We start from the raw sequence: 19,763 nt of genomic DNA, 5'->3' as shown, positions 1-19,763 counted from the left end.
CCATGGGTATCTTTTCCATCGCCAGCCAGCACATTCGCTTCGCCGTGAAGCTGGCGTGCGCCATCGTGCTGGCGCTGTTTGTTGGCTTTCACTTCCAGCTTGAAACCCCTCGCTGGGCAGTGCTGACGGCTGCTATTGTCGCGGCGGGTCCAGCCTTTGCCGCGGGTGGGGAACCCTATTCAGGCGCGATCCGCTATCGCGGGATGCTGCGTATCATCGGGACGTTTATCGGCTGTTTCGCGGCGCTCACCATTATTATTCTGATGATCCGCACGCCATTGCTGATGCTGATGGTGTGCTGTATTTGGGCGGGTTTTTGCACCTGGATCTCGTCTCTGGTGAAAGTGGAGAACTCCTACGCTTGGGGGCTGGCGGGCTATACCGCGCTGATTATTATCATCACCATCCAGTCCGAGCCGCTGCTGGCTCCGCAGTTTGCAGTTGAGCGCTGCAGCGAGATTGTCATTGGTATCGTGAGTGCGATTGTCGCGGATCTGCTGTTCTCTCCGCGCTCCATCAAGCAGGAAGTCGACCGTGAGCTTGACGCGCTGATTGTCGCCCAGTACCAGCTGATGCAGATCTGCATTAAGCACGGTGACAGCGAAGAGGTGGATAAAGCCTGGAGCGGGCTGGTTCGCCGCACGCAGGCGCTGGAAGGGATGCGCAGCAACCTTAACATGGAGTCGTCACGCTGGGCCCGCGCTAACCGTCGTCTGAAAGCCCTTAATACGGTCTCGTTAACGCTGATTACCCAGGCATGTGAAACCTATCTGATTCAGAACACGCGCCCGGAAGCGGTCACCGATACGTTCCGCGAACTGTTCGCCGAGCCGGTGGAAACCGTGCAGGACGTGCATAAGCAGCTTAAGCGTATGCGCCGGGTGATTGCCTGGACCGGGGAGCGCGACACGCCGGTAACCATCTACACCTGGGTCGGCGCCGCGACGCGCTACCTGCTGCTGAAACGCGGCGTGATTGGTAACACCAAAATCAGCGCGGCAGAAGAAGAGGTACTGCAGGGCGAAGTGGTGATCAAGGCGGAATCCGCTGAGCGCCATCACGCGATGGTCAACTTCTGGCGTACGACGCTTGCCTGTATGCTCGGCACGTTGTTCTGGCTGTGGACGGGCTGGACGTCCGGCAACGGCGCGATGGTGATGATTGCCGTCGTTACTGCACTGGCGATGCGTCTGCCTAATCCGCGTATGGTCGCCATCGATTTCCTGTACGGCGCCATTGCCGCCCTGCCGATAGGCGCGCTCTATTTCCTGGTCATCATCCCGTCGACGCAACAGAGCATGCTGCTGCTCTGTATTAGCCTGGCGGTAATGGCGTTCTTTATCGGCATTGAAGTGCAAAAGCGGCGTCTGGGATCGCTGGGGGCGCTGGCTAGTACGATTAACATCATCGTGCTGGATAACCCGATGACCTTCCATTTCAGCCAGTTCCTCGACAGCGCGTTAGGCCAGCTGGTGGGCTGTTTCCTGGCGATGATGGTGATTCTGCTGGTGCGGGATAACTCGCAGGCAAGAACGGGCCGCGTGCTGTTGAACCAGTTCGTGTCGGCCGCCGTGTCGTCTTTGACAACCAATACCGCGCGCCGTAAAGAGAACCACCTTCCCGCGCTCTACCAGCAGCTGTTTTTACTGCTGAACAAGTTCCCGGGCGATATCGCGAAGTTCCGCCTGGCGCTGACCCTGATCATCGCGCACCAGCGTTTGCGTAACGCGCCCGTGCCGATCAACGACGATCTGTCGGCCTTCCACCGCCAGTTACGTCGTACCGCCGATCATGTGCTTTCCGCCGGCAGCGATGACAAACGGCGTCGTTACTTTACGCAGCTGCTTGAAGAGCTCGATGTCTATCAGGAAAAGCTCAAGCACTGGGAAGCGCCGCCTCAGGTGACCGAGCCGGTAGGAAGGCTAGTGTTTATGCTGCATCGTTACCAGAATGCCCTCACTGATAGCTGACTGAAGTAAAAAAACCGACGCCAAAAGCGTCGGTTTTTTTGTGGCTATACTTATTCCAGCACGTTCTTACATTTCAGAAAGGGAGGACACATGACGACCCAGGCGCTTCAGGACCACATCCTTTTTCAGACCGGCTATCTGGTCAACGGAATCTGGAAAACGCTGGATACGACCTTCGATGTGTTTAACCCCGCTACCGGGGAAGTCATCGCGAAAGTTGCCAAAGCGGGTAAATCACAAACCGAAGAGGCTATCGCAGCGGCTACCAAAGCCTTCCCGGCATGGCGTGCCAAAACCGCGAAAGAACGCTCGGCGATTCTCTACCGCTGGTATGAATTGATTATTGAGAATAAAAGCTGGCTCGGGCGGTTAATGACCACCGAACAGGGCAAACCCCTGAAAGAAGCGGAGGGCGAAGTGGAGTACGCCGCCAGCTTTATCCAGTGGTTTGCCGAAGAGGCTAAACGCGCGAACGGTGAAATTATTCCACCGATCAAACCCGGCTCGCGCATTCTGGCGACCCGTGAACCTGTAGGCGTGGTCGCGGCGATAACGCCGTGGAACTTCCCGATGGCCATGCTTACCCGCAAGTTAGGCCCGGCGCTGGCGGCAGGATGTACCGGGGTAATTAAACCGGCCAATAACACGCCGCTCAGCGCCTTTGCGCTGCTTACATTGGCTAAACAGGCGGGTGTGCCCGATGGCGTTCTCAACGCCGTTGCCGGGAATACGCATGAAATCAGCGATGCGATTATGGCAAGTCGCGACGTGCGTAAGATCTCCTTTACCGGCTCAACCTCCGTCGGCAAAACGCTGGTGCGTAACGCAGCCGAAACCATGAAGAAAGTCTCGATGGAGCTGGGCGGAAATGCCCCGTATATCGTTTTTGAGGATGCGGACATCGACGCAGCGGTTAAGGGCGCGATTGCCAACAAGTTTCGCAATGCCGGGCAGGTCTGCGTCAGCGTGAACCGTTTTTATATTCAGGAAACCGTCTACGACAAATTTGTGAATAAACTTGCCGATGCCGTGAAGGCGCTGAAGGTGGGTAACGGTCTTGAGGAGGGGGTGGTCGTCGGGCCGCTGATTGAACCTTCTGCGGTGAACAAAGTGCGTGAGCATGTCGACGACGCCGTTGCCCGGGGCGCAACCGTACTGGCAGGAGGTAAGCCCCATCCGCTTGGCGGGAATTTCTGGATGCCAACCGTATTGGGCGACTGCCATGAAGGCATGAAGCTGGCAGAAGAAGAGACGTTTGGTCCGGTGGCGGCGTGCTTCCGTTTCACCTCGGAAGATGAAGTCATCCAGCGCGCCAACAACACGCCCTATGGGCTGGCGGCTTACTTCTACACCCAGAATCTCTCACGGGTCTTCCGCGTTTCACAGGCCATCGAGAGCGGGATGATCGGCATCAACGAGTGCGCCGTCTCCACGGAGCTTGGGCCCTTTGGCGGCGTAAAAGAGTCAGGTCTTGGACGAGAAGGCTCCGTGCTGGGACTGGAAGAGTATCTGGAAGTTAAAACCCTGCATATTGGGGGATTATAATAGACAGGGCGGCAGCTGCCGCTCGCCTGGACTGGGTGGCTGGCAATGAAAACCTATACGTTTGATTTTGACGAGATCGACAGTCAGGAAGACTTCTATCGGGAATTTATCCGGATGTTTGATCTTGAAAGGGAAAGCGTGACGAATCTGGATACGCTTTGGGACGTGGTCACCGGCAGTCTGTTGCCGCTCCCGCTGGAGATTGAGTTTATCCATTTGCCCGATAAGCTGCGAAGACGTTTTGGCGCGCTGATATTGCTGTTCGATGAAGCGGAAGAAGAGCTTGAAGGGCAGTTGCGCTTTAACGCGCGGCACTGAATGAAAAAAGCCCCTGACCATGAGGCCAGGGGCAAGTCGTATGATGAGATACGACGAGGGTTTATTTATACAGTTCTGCAGTTGCATGCCAGTGGTCACCCTGATTCAGTTCGGTGACGCGATAGCTGCTGGCACCTGCTTTTTCAGCTTTGGCGGCCAGTTCGTGACGGATATCCATCGGTGAGCCAGTGACAGACGTCACGGAGACGCTGCCCATACGCTGTAGATTTTGTGCCTGGTCGGCATTCACCTGCTGTACGGCTGCACTTGCGCCGAAAGAGAGAACGGATGCCAGACCGAGGGTTGCGATGATCAATTTGGTTTTCATAGTCTTTACTCCTGAATAGGGTTTTTACTCAACGGCGAGAAGGGTTGAACTGCTATTTTTATGCCTGGTGCCGTTGAGTGGAGATTTACGTTTTCAGCTATTACTAAAACTTATTTGTACAGCTCAGCAGTGGCGTGCCAGTGGTCGCCAGAACGCGCTTCGATGATGCGATAGGATGATGCACCCTGTTCTTCCGCTTTTTTGTTCAGCATCTCATGCATATCCATTGGCGATGTGCCGACCGCGCCGACAGAAACCGTACCGATGGCCTGACGGGATTGCGCCTGGTCAGCATTAATAGAGTCAGCCGCGAAAGCACCGAATGACAGGACAGACAGGACGCTCAGAGCCGCTACAGTTGATTTGATTTTCATGGTTCTTACCTCGTCGAATTTTTTAGTGGGGTCTTGTTTCGTGACCCTCATCACAAAATCAAGTATACACTAATAACGGTAAAAATTAATACCAGACTAATGGTTTCTATTGTTATTACGTGTTAACCAGTCCTTTTTTTATAACCAAATTGCATAATATTGGGTGTTTTTTGCACGTTTTTGTTGGTGATAGCTAATGAAATCATATGGATATCAACTTTTGATTTTTTGTGCGATTCTTTGATTTAGCATTCACCATGTGAATGTTAATGGGTGATAAAAAGCACTATTTGTCAAAGTGAAGGGCAGTAGAAAAGAGGGGGGAACGCAGCGGAAGCAGAACGATCCCCGCAGCGGCGCTACGGGGAGAGGGGATTAGAGTTCCTGTTCGAACAGAACCAGAATCGCTTCGTGGAGATCTTTCACGGAAAAACCGCTAGCCGGTGTGGTAAAGATGGTGTCATCGCCGGCGATAGTCCCGAGGATACCCTCCGTTTTACCCAGCGAGTCCAGCATGCGGGCAATCAGCTGTGCGGCGCCGGGGCTTGTGTGGATCACCACTACGGCGTCGTTATGATCGATATCCAGAACCAGATTTTTGAGCGGGCTGGAGGTGGTCGGCACGCCAAGTTCTGCCGGCAGGCAATAGACCATCTCCATCTTGGCGTTACGGGTACGCACCGCGCCAAATTTCGTTAACATGCGGGAGACTTTCGACTGATTGATGTTATCGAAGCCTTGTTCCTGCAGCGCCTGAACAATTTCTCCCTGAGAACTGAATTTCTCTTCTTTAAGTAGCGCTTTAAACGCCTTAACTAATTCTTCTTGCTTAGACGAGCTTCGCATAAGTCACCCGGAATATGACGATAGAAACAACATTATTATGCATGTGGATGAATTTTTATGCAAATTATCTACTCAGCGCCAGGCTGAAATAATGTTATGAAAGGGAGTGATTTTATCAGATTTCGTTATCAGAAAACATGCCTGGGTCACGCCGCGCAAATAAGCTTAAAAGTAAATTAAATGTTATCAAAATGATGTTGTTTTGGTGGCGGGGCAGGGTGTATTGTAACCACCTCTTAATGCGTTGCCCTCTGTCGTCAGATAGTTTTCTGGTGAGAGATAAAGTCGCGTGACCTCAAATTCTTTAGCTACGAAAATTGTAATTATTTACTTGCTGAATTATGGTCGCCGCAACGGATTTACAGATACTTAAGTTAACCATAATAAGGAGTTTAGGATGAAAGTCGCAGTCCTCGGCGCTGCTGGTGGTATCGGCCAGGCGCTTTCCCTACTACTGAAAACCCAACTGCCTTCAGGCTCAGAACTCTCCCTGTACGATATTGCTCCGGTAACCCCAGGCGTGGCTGTTGACCTGAGCCACATCCCAACTGCTGTAAAAATCAAAGGCTTCTCCGGTGAAGATGCACGTCCTGCACTGCAGGGTGCCGACGTGGTGCTGATTTCTGCAGGCGTAGCGCGTAAGCCGGGCATGGATCGTTCAGACCTGTTCAACGTCAACGCGGGCATCGTGAAAAACCTGGTGCAGCAGATTGCTGAAGTGTGCCCGAAAGCGTGCATCGGTATCATCACTAACCCGGTGAACACCACCGTTGCTATCGCGGCAGAAGTGCTGAAGAAAGCAGGTGTTTACGACAAAAACAAACTGTTCGGCGTAACCACGCTGGATATCATCCGTTCCAACACCTTTGTTGCTGAGCTGAAAGGCAAACAGCCAACAGAAGTGGAAGTTCCGGTCATCGGCGGTCACTCTGGCGTCACCATCCTGCCTCTGCTGTCGCAGATCCCAGGCGTGAGCTTCACCGAGCAGGAAGTGGCTGACCTGACTAAACGCATCCAGAACGCGGGCACCGAAGTGGTGGAAGCGAAGGCGGGTGGCGGTTCTGCAACCCTGTCTATGGGCCAGGCGGCTGCACGTTTCGGTCTGTCACTGGTTCGCGCTCTGCAGGGCGAGAAAGGCGTTGTTGAATGCGCTTACGTTGAAGGCGATGGCGAACACGCTCGCTTCTTCTCTCAGCCGCTGCTGCTGGGTAAAAACGGTATCGAAGAGCGTAAATCCATTGGTACCCTGAGCGCGTTTGAACAACACGCGATGGAAGGCATGCTGGATACGCTGAAGAAAGATATCACCCTGGGCGAAGAGTTCGTTAACAAGTAATACGAACCGTCTCCCGGCAAAAAACGGAGCTCATCGCTCCGTTTTTTTATGCCTGTCAGTTTGTTGCCGGGTATTCCTGAATCGTTACGTGCAGCGTCAGTTTCTTATCGTTGCGCATGACCTCAACAGGGATGATAGAACCCGGGCGAATTTCCGCCACCTGATCCATCGTCTCCAGCGCAGAGACCGCCGGCGTGCCGTTGACCGACACAATCACATCGTTTACCTGAATTCCCGCGTTGGCCGCCGGACCACCTGGCGCCACCTCGTTAACCACGATGCCCTGGATCTGATCGATACCGCCGCCCTGGGTATGCATCGGCGCAATTTCGCGCCCGCCGATACCGATATAACCGCGGATCACGCGTCCGTCGCGGATCAGCTTATCCATAATTTTGGTCGCCAGCTGGAACGGAATGGCAAAGCCGATCCCTTCCGGCGTCTCACCGTCGTTGCTCTTGTCGAACGAGAGGGTGTTGATGCCCATCAGTTCGCCCAGCGAGTTGACCAGCGCACCGCCGGAGTTACCGTGGTTGATGGAGGCATCGGTTTGCAGGAAATTCTGCCGTCCGGATGGGTTGAGGCCGATACGACCGGTCGCGCTGATAATCCCCTGGGTGATGGTCTGGCCCAGATTGTAAGGGTTACCAATCGCCAGGACGACATCACCAATATGCGGGGTACGTTTACGGTTGATCGGGATGACCGGCAAACCGCCCGTGGCGTTAATCTTCAGAACGGCCAGATCGGTCAGGCTGTCAGACCCAACGAGTAATGCCTCAAACACGCGGCCATCCTGCAGGGCGACGATGATCTGGTCAGCATCGTTTATCACGTGCTTGTTAGTAATAATGTAGCCGCGCTCGTCCATGATCACGCCGGAGCCGAGGGTGCGGATCTCCAGCTGGTTGTGGGCTGAGCTATTCAGGCCACGGTTATAGACGTTAACTACGGCGGGGGCGGCTCGGCGGACGGCCTGGTTATAGGTGGCCGGCGTTTCATCCGTGCTATCAAACTGGGGAGCAGACAGTTTATTGAACTGACGTAAAGACGGCAGCGCCAGCAGCAGCAGGCCAGCGACAATCAAACCGATGACAATAGAACGTAAGAGCTTTGAAAGCATGATGCGCGTTTCGTTAAAAAAGGAACGATTTGCAGCATAACATGAGTTATCCGGACATCACATGCAGCGGTGATGTCCGGATCGCAAATGCTTAGCGCAACAGAATATAGATGGACTCATTGCCACGCATGACCTGCAGGGCAATAACCGCCGGTTTGCTTTCCAGCACTTTACGCAGTTCGGCAATAGACTGCACGCGATTGCGGTTAACACCGATGATCACGTCATCCTGATGCAATCCGGCCTGCGCGGCAGGGCTGCTCTTCTCGACGGTGTCGATGCTAATGCCTTTCGTACCGTCTTTCAGCTGCCCGTCGCTCAACGTAGCCCCTTGCAGCGCCGGGGCAATAAGCTCCGCGCTGGCCGAGGAAGAGGTGCTCTTATCCAGCGTCACTTCAACGTCAAGCGGCTTACCGTCACGTATCAGGCCCAGCTTCACTTTGGCGCCAGGTTCGGTTGTGGCAATCCGCGAACGCAGTTCTGCAAAGCTGTTCAGCGGTTTGTCGTTCAGGCTGACGATCACATCCCCCGATTTCACGCCCGCTTTTGCGGAACCGGAGTTTGGCAGCACTTCACTGACAAACGCCCCGCGCTGTACATTGATGTTGAACGCTTTTGCGATATCAGCGCTCATCTCCATACCTTTAATCCCCAGCAGCCCGCGTTTGATTTCACCGAACTGGATCAGCTGCTGCGCCAGGGTTTTGGCCATATTGCTGGGGATAGCAAAACCGATCCCGATGCTGCCGCCGCCCGGGGCCAGAATCGCCGTGTTAATCCCAATCAGCTCGCCGCTAAGGTTGAGCAATGCCCCGCCGGAGTTTCCACGGTTGATTGAGGCGTCGGTCTGGATAAAGTTTTCCAGCCCCTCCAGATTCAGGCCGCTACGCCCCAGCGCGGAGACGATCCCGGAGGTGGCGGTTTGCCCTAAGCCAAAGGGGTTGCCCACGGCGACGGCAAAGTCGCCGACGCGCAGTTTGTCAGAATCCGCGATGGCAATCTGGGTCAGATTGCTCGGGTTTTGCACCTGCAGCAGCGCGATGTCGCTCTGGTCATCGCCGCCAATCAGTTTGGCATCAAATTCGCGGCCATCGTTTAGCTGGACGCTTATTTTATCGGCCTGGCTGATGACGTGGTTGTTAGTCAGAATATAGCCTTTAGCTGCATCAATAATGACGCCAGAGCCCAGGCCTTCAAAAGGCTGCGCCTGCTGGTCGGGAGACTCATCGCCAAAATATTTTTTCAGTTCTTCAGGGACGCGTTGGCTTTGTACCGCCGTGCCTTCAACCTGAACGCTGACGACCGCAGGCAACACTTTTTCCAGCATGGGCGCGAGGCTTGGAATGGCCGCCTGGCCAGGCACCTGGGAGGGGAGAGCAGCGAATACAGGGACGGACGCCGAGAGAGATAACCCGACACTTAACGCGATAGCGCTCAACAGCTGGTTTTTTTTCTTCATCGATGTTGACTCTCGTAACCTGGAATAAAGGAAAAACGGCCCCAAAAACACGTTGATGTTATTGAATTTTAAACCGCTGAACAATGAGGTGTTTAACTAAATGATAGCTGGGGTCATGAAGAAAGGACGGGCGCAATCGCTGCGCCCGTAAAATAAATTCAGGTTGTGTGCTTAATCGCGTTTTACACCACCGCGCAGCAGGCCGGACGCGCCATCGGAGTAGTCGCGAGGCATCTGAACGGGCGCCTGATCGTTACCGGCCTCAGAGTCAGCCAGACGGTTGCGGAATGGGTTGGTTTCAGCGGTCATTTCCGGCAGCAGGCTGCTGGAGCTTTTTGCCATATGTTGATACAGCTGACGATAGTCGGTCGCCATGTTGTCCAGCAGCTCGGCGCTGCGGGCAAAATGGCTGACCAGCTCTTCACGATACTCTTCCAGCTCGGCTTTGTTCTTTTCCAGTTCGTACTGCAGTGACTGCTGCTGACGCAATTTGCGATTACCGAAACGCATGGCCACAGCACCGATGACGATGCCGACGACTAAACCGATTAGCGCATATTCCCAGGTCATGAACTTCTCCCGTTGTCTTGTTGTTCCGTAGGGTGTTGGCTCGGCTCCTGCCTGTGCCTGATAATGCCACTATAACCGCTATTTCTGCAGAAGTGGAATCCTGACGTATCATCGCGTAGTGTAGAACGGCCTTTTTTTCATCAGTCACGTCTGCTGATGAGCGTTAATTGAAGGAATAACAATAAGATTATGCAAAACCTGTCCCCTGCATCGCGATATCAACTGGCCCTTAACGAGGGCACTCATCAGCCTGACGACGTTCAACGTGAGGCGGTAAACCGTCTGGAGATGATTTACCAGGAGCTCACGGCAAAACCCGCTGAAACCGAACAGAATGGCGGGCTAAAGGCGGCGTTTGGGCGGTTGCTCGGTAAAAAAGCGCCACAGGCTCACGCGCCGGCGCGCGGTTTATACATGTGGGGCGGGGTCGGTCGCGGAAAAACCTGGCTGATGGACATGTTCTACCAGAGCCTGCCAGGTACACGTAAACAGCGTCTGCACTTCCACCGCTTTATGCTGCGGGTGCATGAAGAGCTGACTGCGCTGCAGGGTAAAAGCGATCCGCTGGAGATTGTGGCCGACCGGTTCAAGGCGGAAACGGACGTACTCTGCTTCGATGAGTTTTTTGTGTCTGACATCACCGATGCCATGCTGTTAGGCGGCCTGATGAAGGCGTTATTTGCCCGCGGGATTACGCTGGTGGCCACGTCGAATATCCCGCCGGACGATCTGTACCGCAACGGCCTGCAGCGGGCACGCTTCCTGCCCGCCATTGACGCTATCAAACAGCATTGTGACATTATGAACGTCGATGCCGGTGTCGATTATCGTCTGCGCACGCTGACCCAGGCGCACCTGTGGCTTTCGCCGCTAAATGCCGATACCACCCGCGAGATGGATAAACTTTGGCTGGCGCTGGCGGGAGCAAAGCGCGAGCACGCCCCGGAACTCGAGATTAACCATCGCCCGCTCCCCACCCTTGGCGTCGAAAACCAAACGCTGGCGGTCTCCTTTACGACGCTTTGCGTGGATGCCCGTAGCCAGCACGACTACATTGCGCTTTCACGTCTGTTCCACACCGTGATGGTGCTGGATGTGCCGGTGATGACGCGGCTGATGGAGAGCGAGGCGCGACGCTTCATTGCGCTGGTGGACGAGTTTTATGAGCGCCACGTCAAGCTGGTGGTCAGCGCCGAGGTACCTTTATATGAGATTTACCAGGGAGAGCGGCTGAAGTTTGAGTTCCAGCGCTGCTTGTCTCGCCTGCAGGAGATGCAGAGCGAGGAGTACCTGAAGCTGGAGCATATGCCGTAATAAATACCACCCTCTCCCTGAGAAGGGATCCTTGTAGGCCGGGTAAGGCGCAGCCGTCACCCGGCATTTTCCGTGGCCCCGAAAAACCCATTCCAAATCACATTTAAGGGTCGATCTTTGACCTCAACTTCTCTATAATCTTGCGACCCCACGTTACGAGAAGGTTTTTTTCCCGAAACTTTCTATGTGTCGGCATGTGCTATTCGAAGGGGTAGGTTTGCCGGACTTTGTCGTGTGAACCTCAACTGACTAAACGTTTGGGTGTTCACCAACGTGTAACTTATTATTTGGGTAAGCTTTTAATGAAAACTTTTACAGCTAAACCAGAAACCGTACAGCGCGACTGGTATGTTGTTGACGCGACCGGTAAAACTCTGGGCCGTCTGGCTACTGAACTGGCTCGTCGCCTGCGCGGTAAGCATAAAGCGGAATACACTCCGCACGTTGATACCGGTGATTACATCATCGTTCTGAACGCTGATAAAGTTGCTGTAACCGGCAACAAGCGTACTGACAAAATGTACTACCACCACACCGGCCACATCGGTGGTATCAAAGAAGCGACCTTTGAAGAGATGATTGCCCGCCGTCCTGAGCGTGTGATTGAAATCGCGGTTAAAGGCATGCTGCCAAAAGGCCCGCTGGGTCGTGCTATGTTCCGTAAACTGAAAGTTTACGCAGGCAACGAGCACAACCACGCGGCACAGCAACCGCAAGTTCTTGACATCTAATCGGGATTATAGGCAATGGCTGAAAATCAATACTACGGCACTGGTCGCCGCAAAAGTTCCGCAGCTCGCGTTTTCATCAAACCGGGCAGTGGTAAAATCGTAATCAACCAGCGTTCTCTGGAACAATACTTCGGTCGCGAAACTGCCCGCATGGTAGTTCGCCAGCCGCTGGAACTGGTTGACATGGTAGAAAAACTGGATCTGTACATCACCGTTAAAGGTGGTGGTATCTCCGGTCAGGCAGGTGCGATCCGTCACGGTATCACCCGCGCTCTGATGGAGTACGACGAATCCCTGCGTTCTGAACTGCGTAAAGCTGGCTTCGTTACTCGTGACGCGCGTCAGGTTGAACGTAAGAAAGTGGGTCTGCGTAAAGCACGTCGTCGTCCACAGTTCTCCAAACGTTAATCCATTCTGCTTACGCAGAACGATTGGCGAAAAACCCGCTTCGGCGGGTTTTTTTATGGATAATGCGCAGGTTATCCACAATACCCATGCATATATCTTCTCTTTTTCCACATTTCCAGAATCCCCTCACCACAAAGCCATCAAAATCTGGTAAACTATCATCCAATTTTCTGCCCAAATATCGGTGAATACTCGATTTTTGTTCGATTATTGAACAATGTGTTTTCTCTGGGATGGGCGATACAACATCTGGCTGGCCCCTGTTGGGCTGGTAGCAGTAAAAATTCTGAATATACCTGGAGGTTTTCATGGCTGTCGCTGCCAACAAACGTTCGGTAATGACGCTGTTTTCTGGTCCTACTGACATTTATAGCCATCAGGTTCGTATCGTGCTGGCCGAGAAGGGTGTCAGTTTTGAGATCGAGCATGTGGAAAAGGATAACCCGCCTCAGGATCTGATCGATCTCAACCCGAGCCAAAGCGTACCGACGCTGGTGGATCGCGAGCTGACCCTGTGGGAATCCCGTATCATTATGGAATATCTGGATGAGCGTTTCCCGCATCCGCCGCTGATGCCTGTTTACCCTGTCGCGCGTGGTGAAAGCCGCCTGTACATGCAGCGTATCGAAAAAGACTGGTACTCGCTGATGAATGTGATTACCAGCGGTTCCGCTTCTGAAGCTGACGCTGCGCGTAAGCAACTGCGTGAAGAGCTGCTGGCAATCGCCCCGGTGTTTGGTCAGAAACCGTTCTTCCTGAGCGATGAGTTCAGCCTGGTGGATTGCTACCTGGCACCGCTGCTGTGGCGTCTGCCGACCCTGGGCGTAGAGTTCAGCGGTCCTGGCGCGAAAGAGCTGAAGGGCTACATGACTCGCGTCTTTGAGCGCGACTCTTTCCTGGCATCCTTAACTGAACCGGAACGTGAAATGCGTCTCGGCCGAGGCTAATGACTGTGGAAATGTCACAACTTACCCCACGCCGTCCTTATCTGCTGCGCGCCTTCTATGAATGGCTGCTGGATAACCAGCTCACGCCGCACCTGGTTGTGGATGTGACGTTGCCGGGCGTGCTGGTTCCAATGGAATACGCACGTGACGGGCAGATCGTACTGAACATCGCCCCGCGCGCGGTGGGTAACCTGGAGCTGGCGAACGATGAAGTGCGCTTCAACGCGCGTTTTGGCGGCGTGCCGCGTCAGGTTTCCGTTCCGCTGGCCGCTGTGCTGGCCATCTACGCCCGTGAAAACGGTGCGGGAACTATGTTCGAGCCGGAAGCGGCGTATGATGAAGAGGTTGCCAGCCTGAATGATGAGAATGCATCTGATGAGCGCGAAAGCGACACGGTGATGTCACTTATCGATGGCGATAAACCCGATCATCACGATGACAATGACCCTGATGACGATCCGCCTCCGCGCGGTGGTCGTCCGGCTCTTCGCGTCGTGAAATAAAAAAACAGGCCCAATCGGGCCTGTTTTTTTACACTTCCAGGTAGTTCAGTATACCGTCAGCCGCCTTGCGGCCTTCGGCAATCGCCGTCACCACCAGGTCGGAACCGCGAACGATATCGCCACCGGCGAAGATTTTCGGGTTGCTGGTCTGGAACGCATTATCGCTGCCTTCTGGCGCGATTACGCGGCCCTGCGAATCCAGCTCAACGCTGTGCTTCGCCAGCCACTCCATGCTGTGAGGGCGGAAACCGAACGCCATCACCACGGCATCGGCCGGGATCACGTGTTCAGAACCGGCGACGATCTCGGCGCGACGGCGACCTTTCGCATCCGGTGCGCCCATCTCGGTACGCGCCATCTTCACGCCGCTCACTTTGCCGTTGGCATTCACTTCAATACCCAGAGGCTGGATGTTGAACTGGAACTCCACGCCCTCTTCACGCGCGTTTTTCACTTCGCGCTTAGAGCCCGGCATGTTCTCTTCGTCACGACGGTAGGCGCAGATCACGTGTGCCGCATTCTGACGAATGGAGGTACGCACGCAGTCCATCGCGGTATCACCGCCGCCCAGCACCACCACGCGTTTGCCTTCCATGCTGACGAACGGCTCATCGGCGGTTTCGCCGTAGCCCATGATCTGCTTGGTATTGGCAATCAGGAACGGCAGCGCGTCGTACACGCCCGGCGCGTCTTCGTTTTCCAGACCACCGCGCATGGACTGATAGGTGCCCACGCCCAGGAATACGGCGTCGTAATCCTTCAGCAGGTCGTCGAGCTGCACGTCGCGGCCTACTTCCACGTTCAGCTTGAACTCAATGCCCATGCCGGTGAAAATTTCACGGCGACGGGTCATGACCTCTTTTTCCAGCTTGAAGGCCGGGATACCGAAGGTCAGCAGACCGCCGATTTCCGGATGACGGTCAAAGACCACCGCCTTCACGCCGTTGCGGGTCAGCACGTCCGCACAGGCCAGGCCCGCCGGGCCCGCGCCGATGATCGCCACGCGCTTGTCGGTTTGCTTCACGCCGGTCATGTCCGGACGCCAGCCCATCTCGAACGCTTTATCGTTGATATAGCGCTCGATGTTGCCGATGGTCACCGCACCGAACTCGTCGTTCAGCGTACAGGAGCCTTCGCACAGACGGTCCTGAGGACACACGCGGCCGCACACTTCCGGCAGGGTATTGGTCTGGTGAGACAGCTCGGCGGCTTCAAAAATACGTCCTTCGTTGGCCAGCTTCAGCCAGTTCGGGATGTAGTTGTGTACCGGACATTTCCATTCGCAGTAAGGGTTACCGCAGGACAGGCAGCGGTCCGCCTGTGCTTTGGCCTGGCCTTCTGAAAACGGCTCGTAGATTTCAACAAATTCAATTTTGCGGATCTTCAGCGGTTTCTTTGGCGGATCAACACGCTGCAGGTCGATAAACTGGTATACGTTCTGGCTCATCTGAATTCCTTACTGCGCCTGCACACGCAGCTCTGCTGCGCTACGACTACGGTGACCCAACAGGGCTTTAACATCGCTGGACTTCGGCTTAACCAGCGCGAATTTCGCAGAGAACGCCGGCCAGTTCGCCAGGATCTCTTCGCCGCGCGAAGAACCGGTATGCTGCACGTGTTCGGTAATCAAGCCGCGCAGGTGTTCTTCATGGATAGCCAGCGTATCAACGTCCAGCACTTCTACCAGCTCCGGGTTCACGCGTTTGCGGAACTCGCCGTCTTCGTCCAGGACGTACGCAAAACCGCCCGTCATGCCCGCGCCGAAGTTCACGCCGGTTTTACCCAGAACGCAAACAATCCCGCCCGTCATGTATTCACAACCGTTATCGCCAATGCCTTCCACCACGGTGATGGCACCGGAGTTACGCACCGCAAAACGCTCGCCCGCACGGCCTGCTGCAAACAGACGACCGCCGGTCGCGCCGTACAGGCAGGTGTTACCGATGATACTGGCCTCATGGCTGCGGAAGGCTGAGCCGACCGGAGGACGCACCGCCAGCAGACCGCCCGCCATGCCTTTACCGACGTAGTCGTTGGCATCGCCGGTCAGGTACAGCTCAACACCACCTGCGTTCCACACGCCGAAGCTCTGACCCGCGGTACCGCTGAAATGCGCGGTAATCGGATCCGACGCCAGCCCCTGGTCACCATGCGTCTGCGCGATGTAGCCGGAGAGCGATGCACCCACGGAACGGTCGGTGTTACGGATATCAAACCAGAACGTTTTGCTCTGCTTGTCGTCCACGTACGGCTTCGCCTGCTGCAGCAGCTGTGCGTTCAGCACGCCGTTATCAAACGGCGGGTTGTTCTCGGTGCAGTAGACCGCTTTGCCAGGATGCGGCTGCGCGGTTTCCAGCAGCTTGCTCAACTCCAGCTTCTGCTGCTTGGCGGTGAAGCCTTCCAGCTCTTTCAGCAGGTCGGTACGGCCAATCAGGTCCACCAGACGTTTAACGCCCAGCTGGGCCATCAGCTCGCGAGTTTCGCGGGCGATGAACTCAAAGTAATTAGTCACTTTGAACGGCAGGCCGTGATAGTGGTTCTTACGCAGTTTCTCGTCCTGGGTTGCAACGCCGGTTGCGCAGTTGTTCAGGTGGCAAATACGCAGGTATTTACAGCCCAGCGCGACCATTGGACCCGTACCGAAGCCGAAGCTTTCCGCACCGAGGATCGCCGCCTTGATGATGTCGAGGCCAGTTTTCAGACCTCCATCCACCTGCAGACGGATCTTATGACGCAGACCGTTAGCCACCAGCGCCTGCTGGGTTTCCACCAGGCCAAGCTCCCACGGACAGCCCGCATATTTCACGGAGGAGAGCGGGCTTGCGCCGGTACCGCCGTCATAACCGGCAATGGTGATGAGATCCGCATAGGCCTTCGCCACGCCGGTCGCGATGGTACCGACGCCCGGTTCGGATACCAGCTTCACGGAGATCATCGCCTTCGGGTTGACCTGTTTCAGGTCGAAAATGAGCTGCGCCAGATCCTCGATAGAGTAGATATCGTGGTGCGGCGGCGGGGAGATCAGCGTCACGCCCGGCACGGAATAGCGCAGTTTGGCGATGTACGGGGTGACTTTATCACCCGGCAGCTGACCGCCTTCGCCCGGTTTAGCACCCTGAGCGACTTTAATCTGAATCACGTCGGCGTTAACCAGGTACGCAGGCGTTACGCCAAAGCGACCGGATGCCACCTGCTTGATACGGGACACTTTGTTGGTGCCGTAACGGGCCGGATCTTCACCGCCTTCGCCGGAGTTAGAGTTACCGCCGATGCTGTTCATGGCTTCCGCCAGCGCTTCGTGAGCTTCCGGGCTCAGCGCGCCGATGGACATCGCCGCGGTATCGAAGCGTTTGAACAGTTCCGATGCCGGTTCAACCTCGTCAATGCTGACCGCTTCATCGCCCGGATTGAGGGCAATAAGGTCGCGCAGCGTCGCCGCCGGACGGTTGTTCACCAGCTCAGCGTACTGCAGATAATCGCTGTATTCACCGCTCTGAACCGCCTGCTGCAGCGTGCGCACCACATCCGGGTTATAGGCGTGGTATTCGCCACCGTGAACGTATTTCAGCAGACCGCCCTGATCCAGCGGCTTACGTGCCAGCCAGGCGCGCTTGGACAGGTTCACCAGATCCTGCTGGAAGTCCGCAAAACCGGCGCCGCCGATGCGGCTGACCACGCCCTGGAAGCAGAGGTTGGCAACTTCGTCATGCAGGCCGACCGCTTCAAACAGCTTAGAACAGCGGTAGGAGGCAATGGTCGAGATGCCCATTTTGGACATGATCTTGTACAGACCTTTGTTGATGCCGTTACGGTAGTTCAGCATCACCGCGCGGTAATCTTTGTCGATCGCGCGGGTATCCACCAGACGGGCCAGCGTTTCGTAGGCCAGGTACGGGTAGATCGCCGTCGCGCCGAAGCCCAACAGCACGGCAAAGTGATGCGGGTCGCGGGCGCTTGCGGTTTCAACAATGATGTTCGCGTCGCAGCGCAGGCTCTTATCGACCAAACGCGTCTGGATAGCGCCGACCGCCATCGGGGCAGGTACAGGCAGACGGTTTTTCGCGATATTACGGTCGGACAACACCAGCAGCACGGTGCCGTTACGCACCATCTGTTCGGCTTTGTCACACAGCGCATTCACCGTCTCTTCAAGGCTCGCTTCGTTCACGTCGAAGGTAATGTCGAGCGTGTCGGCGCGGTAGTGCTCCTCTTTCATGGTGGTGAGCTGTTTGAAATCTGAATACAGCAGGATCGGCGATTTAAAGGTCAGACGATGCGCCTGGCCTTCGGCCTCGCAGAAGACGTTCATCTCACGACCGATGCTGGTGGCCAGCGACATCACGTGTGCTTCACGCAGCGGATCGATTGGCGGGTTGGTCACCTGCGCGAACTGCTGGCGGAAGTAGTCGTAAATGATGCGCGGCTGGCTGGAGAGCACGGCAAACGGGGTATCGTCACCCATCGAGCCGACCGCTTCCTGGCCGTTTTCACCGAGCACGCGGATGACAGAGTCCAGCTCTTCCGCGCTGTAGTTAAACTGCTTCTGGTAGCTCGCGAGAGTATCGTCGTCCAGCTCGCGGCTGCCCACTTCTTCGTCCGTAAGATCTTCGAACGGCACCAGGCGACGCACGTTCTTCTCCATCCACTCTTTGTACGGGTGGCGGCTCTTCAGATCGTTGTCGGTTTCGGCGGAGTGCAGGATGCGCCCACCGCGGGTGTCGATAACCATCAGCTCGCCCGGACCAACGCGGCCTTTCTCGACCACTTCGTCAGGCTGGTAATCCCAGATGCCGACTTCAGAGGCGCAGGTGATGAGCTTGTCTTTGGTGATAACGTAGCGCGCCGGACGCAGACCGTTACGGTCCAGGTTACAGGCAGCAAAACGGCCGTCGGACATAACGATGCCCGCTGGGCCGTCCCACGGCTCCATGTGCATGGAGTTGAAGTCGAAGAACGCGCGCAGCTCAGGATCCATATCCGGGTTGTTCTGCCAGGCCGGCGGCACGAGCAGACGCATGGCGCGCACGATATCCATCCCGCCCGCCAGCAGCAGTTCCAGCATATTATCCATCGAGCTGGAGTCCGAGCCGGTTTCGTTCACGAACGGCGCGGCATCGTGCAGGTCAGGGATCAGTGGCGTCTGGAACTTATAGGTACGGGCACGGGCCCACTGGCGGTTACCGGTGATGGTGTTGATCTCGCCGTTGTGCGCCAGGTAGCGGAACGGTTGAGCCAGCGGCCAGCGTGGAACGGTGTTGGTGGAGAAGCGCTGGTGGAAAAGGCAAATGGCCGATTCCAGACGCAGGTCCGCCAGGTCCAGGTAGAAGCGCGGCAGGTCAGCCGGCATACACAGACCTTTATAGATGTTCACCAGGTTAGAGAGGCTACAGACGTAGAACTCTTTATCGTCCTGGAGACGTTTTTCAATGCGGCGGCGGGCGATAAACAGACGGCGTTCCATATCACGTGGACGCCAGCCCGCAGGCGCGTTGACGAAAATCTGTTCAATACGAGGCAGCGAGGAGAGGGCGATTTCACCGAGCACCCCTTCGTTGGTTGGCACATCGCGCCAGCCGACAATCGACAGGGTTTCACGCTGAAGTTCTTCTTCGACGATGCGGCGTGAGGCGGCAGCCTTTTCAGGATCCTGATTCAGGAACAGCATGCCGACAGCGTAGTTTTTGGCTAAACGCCAGCCGCGCTCTTCCGCCACGATGCGGAAGAAACGATCCGGTTTTTGCAGCAGCAGGCCGCAACCGTCGCCGGTTTTACCATCGGCAAGGATGGCGCCACGGTGCTGCATACGGGCCAGTGCGTGAATAGCAGTACGCACTACCTTGTGGCTAGGTTCGCCTTCTATGTGGGCGATCAGGCCGAAACCACAGTTATCCTTCTCAAGGGATTTATCGTACAACATATCAGTGAACCTCCCCAGGCTCGTCGGGCTCCCACTGAACTTTACCGTGGCGCACAGGCACAGAAAGAGCATGG

At 55.7% G+C, this 19,763-nt stretch carries 17 protein-coding genes; 9 read left to right on the top strand and 8 right to left on the bottom strand.

All coding sequences use genetic code 11. The annotated features are described in order from the left end of the window. Window positions 1-2 precede the first annotated feature (2 nt). The 3 genes from aaeB to UR504_RS10245 all read left to right on the top strand — a co-directional run bounded on the left by aaeB (window position 3) and on the right by UR504_RS10245 (window position 3,833). Window positions 3-1,970: a p-hydroxybenzoic acid efflux pump subunit AaeB gene (aaeB, locus tag UR504_RS10255; RefSeq protein WP_320739668.1), complete on the top strand. Its 1,968-nt coding sequence runs from the start codon at window positions 3-5 to the stop codon at window positions 1,968-1,970. Window positions 1,971-2,060: 90 nt separating this feature from the next. Then, on the top strand, window positions 2,061-3,515 hold the full coding sequence (locus UR504_RS10250) for an NAD-dependent succinate-semialdehyde dehydrogenase (protein ID WP_271369471.1): 1,455 nt from the start codon (window positions 2,061-2,063) through the stop codon (window positions 3,513-3,515). Window positions 3,516-3,560: 45 nt separating this feature from the next. Then, complete coding sequence (locus UR504_RS10245; RefSeq protein WP_090418892.1) at window positions 3,561-3,833, top strand: barstar family protein; 273 nt, start codon at window positions 3,561-3,563, stop codon at window positions 3,831-3,833. Window positions 3,834-3,894: 61 nt separating this feature from the next. On the opposite strand, the gene yhcN (UR504_RS10240) is transcribed toward UR504_RS10245, so the two are convergent. The 3 genes from yhcN (UR504_RS10240) to argR all read right to left on the bottom strand — a co-directional run bounded on the left by yhcN (UR504_RS10240) (window position 3,895) and on the right by argR (window position 5,381). Further along, window positions 3,895-4,161 carry a peroxide/acid stress response protein YhcN gene (gene yhcN, locus UR504_RS10240; RefSeq protein WP_032659672.1) on the bottom strand — a complete coding sequence of 89 codons (267 nt, stop codon included), beginning with the start codon at window positions 4,159-4,161 and terminating at the stop codon, window positions 3,895-3,897. A 110-nt stretch (window positions 4,162-4,271) separates the two neighbouring features. Then, window positions 4,272-4,535 (bottom strand): peroxide/acid stress response protein YhcN, encoded by a 264-nt coding sequence (yhcN, locus tag UR504_RS10235; RefSeq protein WP_023309389.1) that lies wholly within the window; start codon window positions 4,533-4,535, stop codon window positions 4,272-4,274. A 375-nt stretch (window positions 4,536-4,910) separates the two neighbouring features. Further along, complete coding sequence (gene argR / locus UR504_RS10230; protein ID WP_023309388.1) at window positions 4,911-5,381, bottom strand: transcriptional regulator ArgR; 471 nt, start codon at window positions 5,379-5,381, stop codon at window positions 4,911-4,913. Window positions 5,382-5,778: 397 nt separating this feature from the next. Between argR and mdh the strand changes: the two genes are divergently transcribed. Further along, window positions 5,779-6,717 carry a malate dehydrogenase gene (gene mdh, locus UR504_RS10225; protein ID WP_320739665.1) on the top strand — a complete coding sequence of 313 codons (939 nt, stop codon included), beginning with the start codon at window positions 5,779-5,781 and terminating at the stop codon, window positions 6,715-6,717. Between the two features lie 55 nt (window positions 6,718-6,772). Here the strand turns inward: mdh and degS are convergent, their stop codons facing one another. The 3 genes from degS to zapG all read right to left on the bottom strand — a co-directional run bounded on the left by degS (window position 6,773) and on the right by zapG (window position 9,869). After that, a complete protein-coding gene (gene degS, locus UR504_RS10220; RefSeq protein WP_111964987.1) occupies window positions 6,773-7,840 on the bottom strand; it encodes an outer membrane-stress sensor serine endopeptidase DegS in 1,068 nt (355 codons plus the stop codon). Between the two features lie 91 nt (window positions 7,841-7,931). After that, window positions 7,932-9,299 carry a serine endoprotease DegQ gene (gene degQ, locus UR504_RS10215; protein ID WP_115876365.1) on the bottom strand — a complete coding sequence of 456 codons (1,368 nt, stop codon included), beginning with the start codon at window positions 9,297-9,299 and terminating at the stop codon, window positions 7,932-7,934. A 171-nt stretch (window positions 9,300-9,470) separates the two neighbouring features. After that, entirely contained in the window at window positions 9,471-9,869 is a 399-nt protein-coding gene (gene zapG, locus UR504_RS10210) for a Z-ring associated protein ZapG (RefSeq protein WP_008502832.1), read from the bottom strand. 189 nt (window positions 9,870-10,058) lie between these two features. Here zapG and zapE point away from each other — a divergent pair, with 189 nt between their 5' ends. From zapE to sspB, 5 genes are all read left to right on the top strand, one after another. Next, window positions 10,059-11,183, top strand: a complete 1,125-nt coding sequence (gene zapE, locus UR504_RS10205; protein ID WP_115876364.1) for a cell division protein ZapE — start codon at window positions 10,059-10,061, stop codon at window positions 11,181-11,183. Between the two features lie 302 nt (window positions 11,184-11,485). After that, window positions 11,486-11,914 carry a 50S ribosomal protein L13 gene (gene rplM / locus UR504_RS10200; RefSeq protein WP_003860434.1) on the top strand — a complete coding sequence of 143 codons (429 nt, stop codon included), beginning with the start codon at window positions 11,486-11,488 and terminating at the stop codon, window positions 11,912-11,914. A 15-nt stretch (window positions 11,915-11,929) separates the two neighbouring features. Then, window positions 11,930-12,322 carry a 30S ribosomal protein S9 gene (rpsI, locus tag UR504_RS10195; protein WP_003860436.1) on the top strand — a complete coding sequence of 131 codons (393 nt, stop codon included), beginning with the start codon at window positions 11,930-11,932 and terminating at the stop codon, window positions 12,320-12,322. A 308-nt stretch (window positions 12,323-12,630) separates the two neighbouring features. Beyond that, a complete protein-coding gene (sspA, locus tag UR504_RS10190) occupies window positions 12,631-13,269 on the top strand; it encodes a stringent starvation protein SspA (protein ID WP_014885418.1) in 639 nt (212 codons plus the stop codon). Window positions 13,270-13,274: 5 nt separating this feature from the next. Further along, window positions 13,275-13,772: a ClpXP protease specificity-enhancing factor gene (gene sspB, locus UR504_RS10185; RefSeq protein ID WP_115876392.1), complete on the top strand. Its 498-nt coding sequence runs from the start codon at window positions 13,275-13,277 to the stop codon at window positions 13,770-13,772. 28 nt (window positions 13,773-13,800) lie between these two features. On the opposite strand, the gene gltD is transcribed toward sspB, so the two are convergent. Beyond that, the gene (gene gltD / locus UR504_RS10180) at window positions 13,801-15,219 is read right to left on the bottom strand and encodes a glutamate synthase subunit GltD (RefSeq protein WP_023309377.1); all 1,419 of its coding nucleotides are present in this window, start codon (window positions 15,217-15,219) and stop codon (window positions 13,801-13,803) included. Between the two features lie 9 nt (window positions 15,220-15,228). Then, window positions 15,229-19,689 (bottom strand): glutamate synthase large subunit, encoded by a 4,461-nt coding sequence (gene gltB / locus UR504_RS10175; RefSeq protein ID WP_302236938.1) that lies wholly within the window; start codon window positions 19,687-19,689, stop codon window positions 15,229-15,231. Window positions 19,690-19,763 lie beyond the last annotated feature (74 nt).

It is taken from the genome of Enterobacter sp. 241F3 (genome assembly GCF_034106785.1).
In the GTDB taxonomy this organism is placed as follows: Bacteria; Pseudomonadota; Gammaproteobacteria; order Enterobacterales; family Enterobacteriaceae; genus Enterobacter; species Enterobacter vonholyi.
Note: the sequence above shows the minus strand (reverse complement) of the source record. Positions and strands in the feature narration are given on the sequence as shown.

Coding starts and splice junctions, on each gene's coding strand:
- aaeB (WP_320739668.1), top strand. CDS start 3: ATGGGTATCTTTTCCATCGCCAGCCAGCACATTCGCTTCGCCGTGAAG.
- UR504_RS10250 (WP_271369471.1), top strand. CDS start 2,061: ATGACGACCCAGGCGCTTCAGGACCACATCCTTTTTCAGACCGGCTAT.
- UR504_RS10245 (WP_090418892.1), top strand. CDS start 3,561: ATGAAAACCTATACGTTTGATTTTGACGAGATCGACAGTCAGGAAGAC.
- yhcN (WP_032659672.1), bottom strand. CDS start 4,161: ATGAAAACCAAATTGATCATCGCAACCCTCGGTCTGGCATCCGTTCTC.
- yhcN (WP_023309389.1), bottom strand. CDS start 4,535: ATGAAAATCAAATCAACTGTAGCGGCTCTGAGCGTCCTGTCTGTCCTG.
- argR (WP_023309388.1), bottom strand. CDS start 5,381: ATGCGAAGCTCGTCTAAGCAAGAAGAATTAGTTAAGGCGTTTAAAGCG.
- mdh (WP_320739665.1), top strand. CDS start 5,779: ATGAAAGTCGCAGTCCTCGGCGCTGCTGGTGGTATCGGCCAGGCGCTT.
- degS (WP_111964987.1), bottom strand. CDS start 7,840: ATGCTTTCAAAGCTCTTACGTTCTATTGTCATCGGTTTGATTGTCGCT.
- degQ (WP_115876365.1), bottom strand. CDS start 9,299: ATGAAGAAAAAAAACCAGCTGTTGAGCGCTATCGCGTTAAGTGTCGGG.
- zapG (WP_008502832.1), bottom strand. CDS start 9,869: ATGACCTGGGAATATGCGCTAATCGGTTTAGTCGTCGGCATCGTCATC.
- zapE (WP_115876364.1), top strand. CDS start 10,059: ATGCAAAACCTGTCCCCTGCATCGCGATATCAACTGGCCCTTAACGAG.
- rplM (WP_003860434.1), top strand. CDS start 11,486: ATGAAAACTTTTACAGCTAAACCAGAAACCGTACAGCGCGACTGGTAT.
- rpsI (WP_003860436.1), top strand. CDS start 11,930: ATGGCTGAAAATCAATACTACGGCACTGGTCGCCGCAAAAGTTCCGCA.
- sspA (WP_014885418.1), top strand. CDS start 12,631: ATGGCTGTCGCTGCCAACAAACGTTCGGTAATGACGCTGTTTTCTGGT.
- gltD (WP_023309377.1), bottom strand. CDS start 15,219: ATGAGCCAGAACGTATACCAGTTTATCGACCTGCAGCGTGTTGATCCG.
- gltB (WP_302236938.1), bottom strand. CDS start 19,689: ATGTTGTACGATAAATCCCTTGAGAAGGATAACTGTGGTTTCGGCCTG.